The sequence below is a fragment of the Paraburkholderia sp. genome (genome assembly GCF_028283785.1).
Classification (GTDB): Bacteria; Pseudomonadota; Gammaproteobacteria; order Burkholderiales; family Burkholderiaceae; genus Paraburkholderia.
This window is the reverse complement of sequence record NZ_JAPWKB010000006.1, coordinates 47,568-60,880: the sequence shown is the minus strand read 5'-3', so window position 1 is coordinate 60,880 and position 13,313 is coordinate 47,568. Positions and strand designations below refer to the sequence as shown.

Sequence of the window (13,313 nt, the reverse complement as noted above, 5' to 3'; positions counted from 1 at the left end):
ATGTGGATATTTCATGGTTCTTTAGATTACGGCCGTACCCAACTCCCGATTCCTCACCATCACCGAGCGGAGAAAATTCTGGGTCCGTTCCTGTGTCGGCGATTGAAATAACGCCGACGGTGCGCCTTCTTCGACAATCCGGCCATCGGCCATGAACACCACGCGGTCCGCGACTTCCCGCGCAAAACCCATTTCATGCGTGACGACGATCATCGTCATGCCGTCGGCCGCCAGCGAGCGCATCACCTGCAGCACTTCGCCGACCAGTTCGGGATCGAGCGCGGAGGTGACTTCATCGAACAGCATGACTTTCGGCCGCATCGCGAGCGCGCGCGCAATTGCGACCCGTTGCTGCTGACCGCCGCTCAATTCGTGCGGATACGCATCGGCTTTGTGCGCGAGCCCGACGCGCTCGAGTAACGCATGCGCATCCTGTTTTGCTTGCGCGGCCGGCAGGTTCAATACGTGAACCGGCCCGACCGTGATGTTCTTCTCGACGCTCAGATGCGGAAACAGATTGAACGACTGAAACACCATCCCGACTTTCGCGCGAATTGCCTCGATCTGCTTTTCGCTATCGACGACGGTTTTGCCGTTCCGCTGATGGCGATATACCGGCCGTCCTTCGATCGAGATCGTGCCGTCCGCAATATCTTCCATCTTGTTGATACAGCGAAGCATCGTCGATTTTCCGGAACCCGACGGACCGATCACGCACACCACCTCGCCCTCGTCGACGGTCAACGACAGGTCTTTCAGGACATGGTGATGTCCAAAATACTTATTGATGTGATCGAGGCGAATCATTGGGCATTGACTCCTGCTTCGGGATTGCGCCGAGCCTTGGCTCCCACCGCCATCTTTCGCTCCAGCCATCTGACGATCAGCGCACCGGGATAGGAGAATGCCAGATAAATCGCGCCAATGATCGTGAATACCGTGAAATATTGAAAATTGGTCGATGAGATGATCTGACCGGTGAAGATCAACTCGCGAACGGTGACAATTGACACAAGCGAGGTATCTTTGAAAAGCGAAATACAATAATTGCCGAGCGGCGGTACGACGATCCGGATCGCTTGCGGCAGGATAATCAGCCGAAGCATCTTTACGCGTGACATGCCGAGCGCTTTAGCGGCTTCGATCTGCCCTTTCGGCACCGACACGATACCGGCGCGATAAACTTCGGAAAGGTACGCCGAGTAATTAATTGAAAGACCAATTACACCCGCCGTAAACGGATCGAAACGCACACCAAATGCCGGCAACACGAAATAGATATAAAAAAGCTGAAGCAACGCGGGCGTGCCGCGGATCACCTCGATATAAAACGACGCGAGCGTCGCCAGCAATCGGGAACGGCCGATTTTCATCAGGCACAGCACCAGACCGAATGGCAAACTGATCACCATCACGCATAAGGTGAGTTCGATACTGATTAGCGCGCCGCGCAGCAAGTCCGGCAGATAATCGGACACGCCCTGAAAATTGAACAGGTCGAGAAACGGCTTGAACATAAAAATCCCCAGCGTCGGCGGCACAGTCGAAACCCGCCGACGGAAGGTTCGCGAGACGCCGCATGTCTAACCACATCCGATCAAAGTACGTTTACTGTTCTGCTTGGCCGAACGACGTTCTGCGATGCCCATACTATTCATTCATATATAGGGTGTCAATCGGCGGAAAAAGCGCGGCGAGACAATGCGCGGCGTGAGCGGCGCGCTCGTCCGGACAGACATCGATAAAGCGTGTATCAGTCGCCTGCGGTGGCGCCGAGCAACGCGCTGACGCGGTCGGCATAGTCGCGCACGGTGCGCCCCAACGCATTCAGGTCGTCTTGCGAGCGACCGCTTTTCATGCACGTGACGCTGATCGCCGCGACGCCGTCGCCATTGCGATCGCTAATGGACGCGGCCACGCAGACCACGCCGAGATGGTCCTCTTCGTCGTCGAACGCATAACCGCGCTCGACCACTTGCACGAGATCCTTCATCAGATCGGTCGGCACGACGATGGTGTGTTCGGTGCGACGCGGCATGCCGATGCGCTTGAGCAGTTTGAGCACGCGCCCCGGCGGCAACAGTGCGAGCAGCGACTTGCCAAGTGCCGAACAGTGCGGCAATTCGCGTTGACCGAGCGAGGTGGCGATACGAAAGATGCCCGGACCGTCGACACGGTTGAGTGCCACCGCGTAACCGTCGTCGAGAATGGCGAGACGCGATGTCAGACCGGTTGCTTCGGTCAGTTGCTGGAGCACCGGCGTGGCGAGCTGCGAGATCGCAACGCCGGCTGCCGCGCGATCGCCGAGCGGCACCAGCGCGAGCCCGAGTTTGTAGCGACGCGAGCCACCGAGCCGCACATCGGACACGAAGTTTTGTGCGAGCAGCGCCTGGAGCAACGCGAATGCGGTGCTCTTCGATACACCCACTTCCTTTGCGATTTCCGCGACGGCCATGCCGTCTTTATCGCCCCGCCCCAAGGTCAACAACACCTCCAGCGCGCGACTCACGCTACGAAGCGTTTGCGCGCCGTCAGCGGTCTTTTCAGCGGTTTTGGCTGGTTCTGTCACTGAGTGACCTCCGGTGGCATGGACGAGCGCGCGCACGCGCCAAGCTTGCGCAATAGAAAGTGATGTGGCAATCTGGATCATATTCACGGAACGCCGTTCCGTCAAGCCGAACAAATAGAGAATCTTGCATCCTCAGGATCGCAACCAGATTCCAGCCAGAGCGGCTTGCCTAAACGGAACGCACGATTCGCCGGTCTCGCACAGCGCGAGGAGACCAACCGGCATTCCTGTCGACCCATCAACCATTGGAGTTTCGATGCGCCTCATCCAGTTCATGACCTCGCAGGGCGAACGCCGCGTCGGCGCAATCGACGACGACGGCGCGTTGCGCGTCGTAACCGGCGATCACACGGTCTACGAACTGGCGAATCGCGCAATCGCAGCAGGTACGACGCTGGATGAGACCGTTCGCGCACAACTCGGCGACGAGCTGGCGGACTACGATGCGATCCTTCGCGAGCGGCGCATTCTCGCACCGCTCGATCATCCGGAGCCTGCGCGCTTCCTGATTACCGGCACCGGTCTGACTCATCTCGGCAGTGCCGACGCACGTGACAAGATGCACGAGCTCGCGCATGGCGCCGACGAAGACCTGACCGACTCGATGAAAATCTTCCGCATGGGACTCGACGGCGGCAAGCCCGACGCCGACGCCATCGGCGTGCAACCCGAGTGGTTCTTCAAAGGCGTCGGCACTTGCGTAGTGCCTCCGGAAGTACCGCTTCCGTCGCCTTCGTTCGCACTCGCAGGCGGAGAAGAAGCCGAGGTAGTCGGCTTCTACATCATCGCGGAAGACGGTACGCCATTTCGTATCGGCTTTGCGATCGGCAACGAGTTCTCGGATCAAGTCACCGAAGCACTCAACTATCTATACCTCGCGCACTCCAAGCTGCGCCCGTGCTCGTTCGGTCCGGAGTTGTTGCTGGGTCCGCTCCCTCAAGATCTCAAAGGCAGTGTGCGCGTCGTACGCGACGGCGCACCGATCTGGGAAGGCGAGTTCCTCAGCGGCGAGAGCAACATGTCGCACTCGGTTCGCAATCTCGAGCACTACCACTTTCGCTACGACATGTTCCGTCGTCCGGGCGATTTGCATGCGTACTTCTTTGGTGCACCTATTCTCAGTTGCGCAAACGGCGTCACGACGACTGACGGCGATGTCTTCGAAATAGACGTGCCGGCATTCGGCCGTCCGCTGCGCAATAGCATGGCTGTGTCGCAAGCATCTGCAGTAGTAGTGAAAGCACTCTAAAAACGGGCGTGCCCGCTGCACCGTGCGCGCCCTATCGGGCGCGCGTGCGTTTGCAGCAGCGCTGCGAGGCTTTCGGAACTCCTGCTCCGCACACCGAAAAAGCACTCCCCACGATTAATATTGGAGTGTGAGACTGACGGTATAGTCATCGTCGCGCAACGCGATATGCTTAATATCCGTCGGTGATGCATGATTCCGGTTAGAGTCCAGGACTGAATGCCTGGCACACGACGGCGTGTTTTCTCCGCCCGTTATGCACTTCAGCGCCCAAGCTGAACGTCACAGCACGACCCTACCATCAAAACAGATCGGACCGATCCGGCAGCGTTAAAGGCTTGCGAAAGTTCTAGCACACTTCGGCTCTCGGCATTAGCCGTCGATCGGGAACACGCTTGAATTTTTAATTGCCCGGTCTCTGCACTTGCACTTTGTCTTCGTAAAACGTTTGCGCCAATTAATCTTAAATAACATTGGCGCTTCTGGTAAAGCGGCTATAAGATCGCCGCCCTTGCGGACATGAACCACGTAGCCGGCTAAGGCTTAGATCAAGACGCAACCACGTCTTTATGCATTTTCTTTGTCAACGTCTCACATACCTAGCATCTTTTAGTCATCCCGAGCACTTACGCGATGTTTCAATCCTGCTAAAACGAGGACATGCCAGCCCGTCGGCTTAGCCCAAGAATTTAGACCGCTTCGGCCAACATGTTGGCGTATTCAGACACCAGTTAATGACGCGCGAGATACGCATGTAGCATCAAGTCAAAACAATAAACGGCTAGGAGAGAGCCTAAGCGAGTCACACTATTACCGGGGAAGTACGATGACGTTTCTTTGCAGTGTGCAGCAACAAAATGCACGTCAATCAGTCGTTTTGCCACAAATCGGCAACGTCAAACATATCGATATCGCGCTGTTCAACGGCTTTGCGTTACCCGACGCCGCGTCCATCATCGAGATCTTTCAATCGGCGAATGCGTTGAACGACGCCGGTCACATCAGCAGTACGCACTACGAGGTGTCTCTGCTGTCGGCATCGGGCGGACGCATTGCGAGTTCGTCGTCAGTGTTCGTGTGGACAGAGAGCGTCGAGTCGCGTCGACATATCCATAACCCGCACGCGCTGTTTATTGCGGGCGGTGCGGGCGCGCATCAAGCGTTTCGCGACGACCGTCTGCTGGTATGGCTGCGTGGTGCATATCCGCTTAGCGAGATCGTTCATCCCATCGCTGAGGGCCGACTGTTGCTTGAGGCCGCGGGCTTTTCGCAAGCGAACAATAGCTTCATGCAACACGATGGTGCAGCACGCCAGGCGTTCCCGCCCAAACCGTATGGTGATTCGCTAAGCCCGTTGCGGACTGCACTGCGTATCGTCGAAGAAGATCTCGGACCGGATCTCGCGCAACAGTTGGCCGACTCCATCGTGCCGCAAGAGGAAACGCAATTCAGCGCACTGGTTCGCACCAGTTCCACCGCGCATGTCAGCGAGAAGATTCTGGCCTCGGCAAAGTGGCTGGAAGCGAATGTGGACCGCACCGTGTCGATCGATGAAGCCGCACAAGTCGCGACCATGAGCGAGCGTAATTTCTTGCGTCGCTTCAAAAGCGAAATGGGCGTTACGCCGTCGGACTATCTACTTTATATGCGGCTCGACATGAGCTGCCGCCTGCTGATCGAGACCAACCTGCCCGTCGACAAGATCGCACGGCGTTGCGGCATCGGCAGTGGCGGTCGTCTCTCGAAACTGTTTCGCAAGCATCTTTCCACCACGCCGACCGAGTACCGCACGCGCCAGCACGGTCCACAAAGCAACGCTTAAGCGAGAGGCGCTGCATCAATCCTGTTGTTCTGCACCTGCTGTTCTGCAACTCAACGCGCGCTCCACGATAGAGCGGCGTTGAGTCGTGTTTTCTACGCTTCGAAACCACGCGGATTCATCGACTGCCAGCGCCAGTGGTCCGCACACATCCGCTCGATGCCGAATGCAGCGCGCCATCCAAGCACACGTTCAGCCGCAGCCGGATTCGCAAAACATTGCGCGATATCGCCCGGCCGCGGCGGTGCGAATTCATATGGAATCGCCTTGCCCGATGCACGTTCGAAAGACCGCACCACGTCCAGCACGCTATACCCTTGTCCGGTGCCCAGATTCACGACGAAACTCGCGTCGTGTTTCGCGAGTGCGTTCAGTGCAAGCAGATGGCCGCGCGCCAGATCGACGACGTGAATGTAGTCGCGTACACCCGTGCCGTCCGGCGTCGGATAGTCGTCGCCGAACACCCGCAACTTTTCGAGTTTTCCCACTGCAACCTGTGCGACGTACGGCATCAGGTTGTTCGGCACGCCTGTCGGATCCTCGCCAATCAAGCCGCTCTCATGTGCGCCGACCGGATTGAAGTAGCGTAGCGTCGCGATGCGCCACGACGGGTCCGCTATTTCGACGTCGCGCAAAATCTGCTCGGCAATCAGCTTCGACTGACCGTACGGATTGGTTGCGGACAACGGGAACGATTCGTCGATCGGCGAGCTTTCGGGCACGCCATACACCGTCGCCGACGAACTGAACACGAATTGCCTGACGTTGCGTGAGCGCATCACGTCGAGCAGTGCAAGCAGACTACCGACGTTGTTCCGATAGTACTCGACCGGTTTTTGCACCGATTCGCCCACGGCCTTGAGCGCCGCGAAGTGAATGGCGCCTGTAATCGGATGCGCGTCGAAAATGCGTTGCAACGCGTTCGCATCCGTTGCGTCGGCCTGATAAAACGGCACGGTCTTGCCGGTGATCCGTTCGACGCGCTTCAGCGATTCGCGATTGCTATTGATCAGATTGTCGACAACCACTACGTCGTAGCCACCATCGAGCAATTCAACACACGTGTGCGAGCCGATAAAGCCCGCACCGCCGGTCACCAGTATCGTGCCTTTGCTGGTCATGCATGATTCCGTCAAAAACGTGATTAGATCCACAGTAGGCAACCCGGCCGCGTCACGCGCGGCCCGGGGCGTTCTCCGCGCGCAACTGGCAAACCAGATCCGAGCTGTCCGACAGCGCCTCGATCTCCGCCACCGTCAGCGACATAATGCGATTTGCCATCGAGTCGGACACACCCAGCATCCGCTTGCCCTGCTCGCGGTCGTTCTTGAGCATTCGCTGGGCAAGCAGCAGATAGGACTTATTGAATTCGAAGATCGCATCGAGGATGTCTTTCTTCTCTGCCATGATGGTTCCCGATCGGAGGTCAATGTCTTTCTTGTCCGGAAGCGATATCCGCATCTGCTACCTTTTTTGCGCGTGGTTTGAGCTGGTTCTTCGACCAACCCCTGAAGCGTAGTCTTTAGCGACTGCCAATCCGTGACAAACTCTTGATTAATTCCGCCAAATCGATGCGCTCGCATTTATTTTTTAGTGCTTGCCCGACGACGAAACATCGCATTTGAACAGCCGGTGTGATCCGTAAAAGCGCATTGTTGTACCGTTCGGTCAATAGCTAAGCGTGATCCGACACATATTCACCAGCCTGATGCATTGACGTCGATACTGTCCTTGGGCCGTCCCCAACGGCGGACCCTTTGAAACCTCGGTTTAGCCTGCCCGTCGGTTACGTTGTGCGGGCAGGTCCTTTTTCATTCCGATCAGCGCAAGACAATCCCGCTATGGTACTGACCTCCCATGCTTAAAGTGACGAAAGCCGTATTTCCCGTTGCCGGCCTCGGCACCCGTTTTCTGCCTGCGACCAAAGCGAGTCCAAAGGAAATGCTTCCGGTCGTGGATAAACCGCTGATTCAATATGCAGTGGAAGAAGCCATTGCAGCGGGCATCACAGAAATGATTTTCGTCACGGGACGCAGCAAGCGTGCGATCGAAGATCATTTCGACAAGTCGTATGAGATCGAAGCCGAACTCGAAGCGCGCGGAAAAGAAAAGCTGCTGTCGCTGGTCCGCAACATCAAGCCGAGCCATGTCGATTGTTTTTATGTCCGCCAGGCAGAGGCGTTAGGCTTGGGTCATGCCGTGCTGTGCGCGGAAAAACTGGTTGGCGACAGCCCGTTCGCCGTCATTCTTGCCGACGACCTGCTTTATGGAAAGCCGCCCGTTCTGCGTCAGATGATCGACGTATTCGATCACTACCACACGTCGGTGCTCGGCGTAGAAGAGATCGCGCCGGAAGACTCGAAGTCGTATGGCGTGATCGACGGCAAGCAGTGGGAAGATAATATTTTCAAGCTGTCCGGTATCATTGAAAAGCCAGAACCCGCAAACGCGCCGTCCCATTTCGGCGTCGTGGGTCGTTACGTGCTCAAGCCGCGCATTTTCAAGCACCTTCGCGCGTTGCGACCTGGCAGCGGCGGCGAGTTGCAACTGACCGACGCGTTGCAGGCCTTGCTGACCGATGAGCAGGTGCTCGCATACCGGTACGACGGTACGCGTTTCGATTGCGGCAGCAAACTCGGTTATCTGAAGGCGACCGTCGAGTTCGCATTACGTCATCCTGAGGTTGCGGCTGACTTCGAGCAGTATCTTCAGTCGCGGGTTGCCGAAACACACCTATAAGATTGGCCAACGGGGGCCACGTCTTGCAGAGAAAGAGGATTTCAGATGTGGTCTGCGCTTAGCAACCTGGGCGACGCGGCTCTCACCATGCCGCTCGCCGTGACCTGCGCTGTCTGGCTTGCCATGTCGTTGCTTGGCTGGCGTTCGGCCACCTCGTGGCTGATGCTGCTTGCCGCCGGTGCATTGATGGTCGGCGTCACGAAAATTCTGTACGCCGGCTGCGGCGTGCAGATTCGTGCAATCGACTTTCGCGTGATCAGCGGACATACCATGCTCGCGTCAGCCGTTTGGCCGATGGCACTGATGTTGTGCTTGCCCGCGAATGCTAACCGGCAACCGCGCGTTGCCCTCGCAATGGGACTCGCGCTGGCGGCCGTGATCGGCACCGCACGGGTCTTCGACGATGCGCATACGGTATCGGAAGTTATTGCCGGCTGGGGCGTCGGATCGCTGGTGACGCTTTTCTATGTACGGTGGAAAAACGCACCTGTTTTGCCAGCTAAACTCAGGCCTTTGGCGGTTGCGTCGCTGCTGACGGTATCGACGCTCGCGTATGGGCACCATGCGCCGATTCAGGCTGCGATCGAGATGTATTCGCCGTTTCTGTGTGGGCGGGGCGTATAACGCAAGCAAAGTCTAAGCACTCAGATTCGCTCGCCGTGAAATCACAGCGAGCGAATCGCTAAAGCATTACTTCTTCAACACCCCCACCACATCCTCACCATCGAACACCAGCAGCGCATTGATCCGTCTATCCGCCATCAGGATCAACGCGTCTTCCACGCGCGTCCCAACCGGCACCATCGCCGGATCGTTCGACATCAACTCCAGCGCCGCCTTTTGAAATAGCGTGTCGCCGTGCGTCTCGATTGCGCGACGGATATCGCCATCGGTAATCAATCCCCAGCCCGCTTCGCGTCGTACGATCGCGAGGCCAAGGCGGCCACGCGTCATCGTCTGCAATACCTCGATCATCGGCGCGTCTTCCGCTAGAAACGGCAGCTTCACGCGCACCATTTCATCTTCGACCTTGCACAGCAGCCGACGTCCCAGCGAGCCGCCCGGATGGAAGCGCGCGAAGTTCTCCGGTTGAAAGCCGCGTGCCTTCATCAACGTGATCGCGAGTGCATCGCCCATCGCCAACGCGGCAGTCGTAGACGACGTAGGCGCGAGTTGCAGCGGACACGCTTCCTGTTCGACACTGATATCGAGGTGTCGATGCGCGGCTTTGGCAAGCGTCGATTTCGCGTTACCCGTCAATGCGACGAGATAGTTGCGATTACTCCGCAGAAACGGAATCAGCTTGACGACTTCATCGGTTTCGCCGGAATTCGAAATAGCAAGAAACGTATCCGCTGGCGTCACCATGCCGAGGTCGCCGTGATACGCCTCTCCCGGATGCATAAAGAAGCTCGGGGTGCCCGTGCTCGCCAGGGTCGCCGCAATCTTTCGTCCAATGATGCCGGACTTCCCCATTCCGCAGACAACCACACGTCCGGTCGATTTCAGTATCCAGTCGATCGATTCCGCAAAATTGTCGTCGAGCCGTTCGGACAGATTGGATAGCGCGCGAGACTCGATACGGAATACTTCTCTGGCCGAGTCGATATAGTTAAGAGCGTTCATTGCTTGCCTGCCTGAATAAATTTGAAACCCGCGCCACGTCCTCGGGTGTATCGACGCCTGCCGGCGGCGCTTCCGCCCAGGGCATCACCAGAATCGGCACGCCGAGCCAAAGGGCGCGCAACTGTTCGAGTTGCTCCCTGCGTTCGATTTCGCAAGGCCCGCTTGCCGTCAACGTCTGCAGCACGGCATTGCGATAGGCGTACATGCCGATATGTCGCATAAACACCGGCAATTCCTGATCGTCCTGGCGTGTGTCGCGACAGACGGGAATCGCGGCGCGCGAAAAATAGAGCGCGCGATTCATCTGGTCCGTCACGACCTTAACGATATTCACATCGCGAACCAGCGCGACGTCGGACACCGGACTCGCGACCGTCGCGACGGACAGTGCTTGCGCCGACGCGCAATAGTCCGCGAAACTCCGTAATAACGCGTCGGGTACGAGCGGCTCATCGCCCTGCACGTTCAACACGACATCGTCTTCCCGCCAGCCGCAACGCCGTGCGACTTCCGCGGCCCGATCGGTACCCGACGCGTGCGCAGGATCGGTCATCACGCACCGAATATCTCGTGCGGCAAGCACATCGACGATACGTTGATCGTCGGTGGCGACGATCACGCTCGATTCGGGAAGCGCATGCGTCACGCGGTCGTAGACCCGAACGATCATAGGACGGCCGCCCAGATCGATTAAAGGCTTCCCAGGCAGGCGCGTCGATCCGTACCGGGCCGGAATGACTACCCGCACTGGCGAACGGTTACTGGACGACATGGTGATGACTCCATTGCGCAAGCAGAGGCGCGTAAATATCGTCGATCGACAAGCCTGACCGCAGCAACAGATGCTCGACAACCGCTCGCGCCACCCCCGCGCCGCCGACGCAACCGACCACGTGATCGACCTGCTGACGGACCAGTGCATGCGCATCGGCCGGCGCATACGACAGTCCCACCACGTCGATCACGGGAAGATCGTTGATGTCGTCGCCCACATAGGCGATCTGGCAATCGAGCAGACCTTGATCCGCCTTGATCTGCTCGTATGCGACGCGTTTGTCGTGGCGGCCGGTGGAGAGCACATCCATGCCCAGCGACTCCGCCCGATACTGCAACGCATCGCTATGCTTGCCGGACAGAATCCCGCTTCGAACGCCATGCGCTCGCAGCAATGCAATCGCGACACCGTCTTTCGCGTGAAAGCTCTTCATGAATTCGCCGTGGCCCGTCATATGCAAACGGCCGTCGGTCAGCACGCCATCGACGTCGAAGAGCACGAGTTGAATCCCCGGTTTCGTGTCGGCCGTGCTCATCGGATGTCGAGTACCGGCATGCTTTTGACCAGGTCGTCGATTGCCTTGACCTGTGCAAGAAAGCTCTCCAGCATCCGCAACGGCAACGCGCTCGGACCATCGCAGCGTGCGTTGTCCGGGTCCGGATGCGCTTCGAGGAACAGACCGGCCAGGCCTGCTGCCATCCCGCATCGCGCAAGATCGAGTACCTGCTTGCGGCGCCCGCCCGATGCTTCGCCAAGCGGATCGCGGCATTGCAAGCTATGCGTCACGTCGAAAATCACCGGACATCCATCGCTGACTTCGCTCATCTGGCGAAATCCCAACATATCGACAACCAGGTTGTCGTATCCGAACGAGCTGCCGCGCTCGCACAGAATCACTTGTGTGTTACCAACCTCGTTGCACTTCTTGACTACATGCTTCATTTGCCCCGGGCTCATAAACTGCGGCTTCTTCACGTTCACGACCTTACCCGTCTTCGCGATCGCGACCACGAGGTCCGTCTGGCGCGCGAGAAACGCCGGAATCTGAAGCACGTCCGCAACTTCGGCGACCGGTGCCGCCTGCTCGATCTCGTGCACGTCGGTAATCACCGGAACGCCAAAACGCGACTTCACCGCTTGAAGGATCTCGAGACCGTCATCGAGTCCCACACCACGATACGAACTCACCGACGAGCGATTCGCCTTGTCGAACGATGCCTTGAACACGAACGGAATATTCAGCTTCTCCGTTACCGATACATACGTCGCGCAGACATCCAGCGTGAAGTCGAGGCTTTCGAGTACATTCAGCCCGCCGAACAGCACGAACGGGAGCGTGTTGCCGACGGTGACCTTCGGCGCGATAGTAATGTTCATGGGATTCTCCTGATCTTCTAGTCGTATTCAGTTCGGCGCGCGATGCGCGCTTATCGCACCGCGTAAGTCCGCGGCATTCTGTTGGTAAAACGGTGTCAGTTGCTCAAAGAAACGGGCTTCGCAGAAACGCTCTTGCGCCTCTCTGCGCGCCTCGGACGCGAATGCCGCACGCAATCCGTTGTCGGCCAGCAGCGAATTGATCGCGTCGATCGCCTCGCCGGAAGTCGTGAATAGCGATCCGGTCTGCGCGTTTCGCACGATATCCACATTGCCCGCACACGCCGACACGACCACGGGCAGATCGGCGAGCATCGCCTCGATAACCGACACCGGCATGCCTTCCCACGACGACGTGGACAGGTAGACGTGAGCCTGCGCGAGCCGCCGGCTGACCTCGTCGCGCGCCAGCCATCCGGTCACTTCGACACCCGCACGCGTCAATTCATCTTTTAGCGCGGGATCGCCATCGCCAATCCAGATGAAGCGCACGCCGGCTGCACGTACGCCACGCGCGATCTGCGCAAAGAGTTGCGGATTCTTTTGCGGACGAATGCCGCCGACGGTGACTACGCAGCGGGAGCCGCTCGCCGTGGTACATGCCGGCGTTTCTTCTGCGGGCCGCATATCGCCCACGGCGTTTTCGACCACCACCACCGGTTGCCGGAGATACGCCCGGACAGCCCTTCCCTCGCTTTCCGAGCACGCAACATAGAGACATTTTCGTACTGTTGCCATCCATTCCAGGGCGACGAAGACCGCTCTCTTCAGCGACGAGATGTCTTTGCGCATAAACGAAATGCAGTGCGGGCTATAGAGCACAGTCGAGCGACGCAGTGAAAAGAGCACGGCGATGCGCCCTAAAAATCCCGCTACCGATGAATGCAAATGAACGACGTCCGGCTCGATGTCTTTGAGCGCCGCTCGCAAGCGTCCAAGCGCCGGCAACAGCGGGACGTCCTTCATCTGGATGTGCTGCAGATTCACCCGCTTGTCGAACAGCGCGCCGAGTTCGGGCGGAGTTTCCTCGCGAATCGAATAAATGACGTGGACGTCATGCCCTTCCTGCGCAAATCGATTCGCGATCAGACACACCATTGAAAGCGTGCCCGTCGCGCTCGACTCCATTACCTGAACAATCTTCATGTTCTTCGCTCCGATTCGT

14 protein-coding genes are annotated in these 13,313 nt (G+C 58.1%); 4 read left to right on the top strand and 10 right to left on the bottom strand.

The genetic code is table 11. From position 1 onward, the window contains the following. Positions 1 to 21 precede the first annotated feature (21 nt). The 3 genes from ehuA to PW947_RS08095 form a co-directional block, all read right to left on the bottom strand. The gene (ehuA, locus tag PW947_RS08105) at positions 22 to 807 is read right to left on the bottom strand and encodes an ectoine/hydroxyectoine ABC transporter ATP-binding protein EhuA (protein ID WP_299630716.1); all 786 of its coding nucleotides are present in this window, start codon (positions 805 to 807) and stop codon (positions 22 to 24) included. Next, positions 804 to 1,541: an amino acid ABC transporter permease gene (locus PW947_RS08100; RefSeq protein ID WP_299630714.1), complete on the bottom strand. Its 738-nt coding sequence runs from the start codon at positions 1,539 to 1,541 to the stop codon at positions 804 to 806. The genes ehuA and PW947_RS08100 overlap by 4 nt, the downstream gene beginning before the upstream one ends. A 212-nt stretch (positions 1,542 to 1,753) precedes the next feature. Beyond that, positions 1,754 to 2,569 carry an IclR family transcriptional regulator gene (locus PW947_RS08095; protein WP_299630712.1) on the bottom strand — a complete coding sequence of 272 codons (816 nt, stop codon included), beginning with the start codon at positions 2,567 to 2,569 and terminating at the stop codon, positions 1,754 to 1,756. Positions 2,570 to 2,825: 256 nt separating this feature from the next. On the opposite strand from PW947_RS08095, the gene araD1 reads away from it, so the two are divergent. Both araD1 and PW947_RS08085 read left to right on the top strand, forming a co-directional pair. After that, on the top strand, positions 2,826 to 3,818 hold the full coding sequence (araD1, locus tag PW947_RS08090) for an AraD1 family protein (RefSeq protein ID WP_299630710.1): 993 nt from the start codon (positions 2,826 to 2,828) through the stop codon (positions 3,816 to 3,818). 823 nt (positions 3,819 to 4,641) lie between these two features. Then, positions 4,642 to 5,637: a helix-turn-helix domain-containing protein gene (locus PW947_RS08085; RefSeq protein WP_299630709.1), complete on the top strand. Its 996-nt coding sequence runs from the start codon at positions 4,642 to 4,644 to the stop codon at positions 5,635 to 5,637. 92 nt (positions 5,638 to 5,729) lie between these two features. On the opposite strand, the gene galE is transcribed toward PW947_RS08085, so the two are convergent. Next, entirely contained in the window at positions 5,730 to 6,755 is a 1,026-nt protein-coding gene (galE, locus tag PW947_RS08080) for a UDP-glucose 4-epimerase GalE (RefSeq protein WP_299630707.1), read from the bottom strand. A 52-nt stretch (positions 6,756 to 6,807) separates the two neighbouring features. Then, positions 6,808 to 7,041 (bottom strand): flagellar transcriptional regulator FlhD, encoded by a 234-nt coding sequence (locus tag PW947_RS08075; protein ID WP_299630705.1) that lies wholly within the window; start codon positions 7,039 to 7,041, stop codon positions 6,808 to 6,810. A 450-nt stretch (positions 7,042 to 7,491) separates the two neighbouring features. Between PW947_RS08075 and galU the strand changes: the two genes are divergently transcribed. Both galU and PW947_RS08065 read left to right on the top strand, forming a co-directional pair. Further along, positions 7,492 to 8,373: a UTP--glucose-1-phosphate uridylyltransferase GalU gene (gene galU / locus PW947_RS08070; RefSeq protein ID WP_299630704.1), complete on the top strand. Its 882-nt coding sequence runs from the start codon at positions 7,492 to 7,494 to the stop codon at positions 8,371 to 8,373. A gap of 45 nt (positions 8,374 to 8,418) precedes the next feature. Further along, complete coding sequence (locus tag PW947_RS08065) at positions 8,419 to 8,997, top strand: phosphatase PAP2 family protein (RefSeq protein ID WP_299630703.1); 579 nt, start codon at positions 8,419 to 8,421, stop codon at positions 8,995 to 8,997. A 66-nt stretch (positions 8,998 to 9,063) separates the two neighbouring features. Here the strand turns inward: PW947_RS08065 and PW947_RS08060 are convergent, their stop codons facing one another. The 5 genes from PW947_RS08060 to PW947_RS08040 are packed head-to-tail and all read right to left on the bottom strand — an operon-like array spanning position 9,064 to position 13,294. Next, a complete protein-coding gene (locus tag PW947_RS08060) occupies positions 9,064 to 9,999 on the bottom strand; it encodes a KpsF/GutQ family sugar-phosphate isomerase (protein WP_299630702.1) in 936 nt (311 codons plus the stop codon). Further along, a complete protein-coding gene (kdsB, locus tag PW947_RS08055; protein WP_299630700.1) occupies positions 9,986 to 10,771 on the bottom strand; it encodes a 3-deoxy-manno-octulosonate cytidylyltransferase in 786 nt (261 codons plus the stop codon). The genes PW947_RS08060 and kdsB overlap by 14 nt, the downstream gene beginning before the upstream one ends. Then, positions 10,758 to 11,309, bottom strand: coding sequence for an HAD hydrolase family protein (locus PW947_RS08050; protein WP_299630698.1), 552 nt, complete (start codon positions 11,307 to 11,309; stop codon positions 10,758 to 10,760). The genes kdsB and PW947_RS08050 overlap by 14 nt, the downstream gene beginning before the upstream one ends. Continuing rightward, positions 11,306 to 12,151 carry a 3-deoxy-8-phosphooctulonate synthase gene (gene kdsA, locus PW947_RS08045; RefSeq protein WP_299630696.1) on the bottom strand — a complete coding sequence of 282 codons (846 nt, stop codon included), beginning with the start codon at positions 12,149 to 12,151 and terminating at the stop codon, positions 11,306 to 11,308. Before kdsA ends, PW947_RS08050 begins: the two co-directional genes overlap by 4 nt. 27 nt (positions 12,152 to 12,178) lie before the next feature. Continuing rightward, positions 12,179 to 13,294, bottom strand: coding sequence for a glycosyltransferase (locus PW947_RS08040; protein WP_299630695.1), 1,116 nt, complete (start codon positions 13,292 to 13,294; stop codon positions 12,179 to 12,181). Between the last annotated feature and the right edge of the window lie 19 nt (positions 13,295 to 13,313).

Excerpts from the sequence above, each read along its gene's own strand:
- PW947_RS08040 (WP_299630695.1), bottom strand. The coding sequence starts at position 13,294 with ATGAAGATTGTTCAGGTAATGGAGTCGAGCGCGACGGGCACGCTTTCA.
- araD1 (WP_299630710.1), top strand. The coding sequence starts at position 2,826 with ATGCGCCTCATCCAGTTCATGACCTCGCAGGGCGAACGCCGCGTCGGC.
- galE (WP_299630707.1), bottom strand. The coding sequence starts at position 6,755 with ATGACCAGCAAAGGCACGATACTGGTGACCGGCGGTGCGGGCTTTATC.
- PW947_RS08065 (WP_299630703.1), top strand. The coding sequence starts at position 8,419 with ATGTGGTCTGCGCTTAGCAACCTGGGCGACGCGGCTCTCACCATGCCG.
- kdsA (WP_299630696.1), bottom strand. The coding sequence starts at position 12,151 with ATGAACATTACTATCGCGCCGAAGGTCACCGTCGGCAACACGCTCCCG.
- PW947_RS08060 (WP_299630702.1), bottom strand. The coding sequence starts at position 9,999 with ATGAACGCTCTTAACTATATCGACTCGGCCAGAGAAGTATTCCGTATC.
- PW947_RS08075 (WP_299630705.1), bottom strand. The coding sequence starts at position 7,041 with ATGGCAGAGAAGAAAGACATCCTCGATGCGATCTTCGAATTCAATAAG.
- kdsB (WP_299630700.1), bottom strand. The coding sequence starts at position 10,771 with ATGTCGTCCAGTAACCGTTCGCCAGTGCGGGTAGTCATTCCGGCCCGG.
- galU (WP_299630704.1), top strand. The coding sequence starts at position 7,492 with ATGCTTAAAGTGACGAAAGCCGTATTTCCCGTTGCCGGCCTCGGCACC.
- PW947_RS08050 (WP_299630698.1), bottom strand. The coding sequence starts at position 11,309 with ATGAGCACGGCCGACACGAAACCGGGGATTCAACTCGTGCTCTTCGAC.
- ehuA (WP_299630716.1), bottom strand. The coding sequence starts at position 807 with ATGATTCGCCTCGATCACATCAATAAGTATTTTGGACATCACCATGTC.
- PW947_RS08085 (WP_299630709.1), top strand. The coding sequence starts at position 4,642 with ATGACGTTTCTTTGCAGTGTGCAGCAACAAAATGCACGTCAATCAGTC.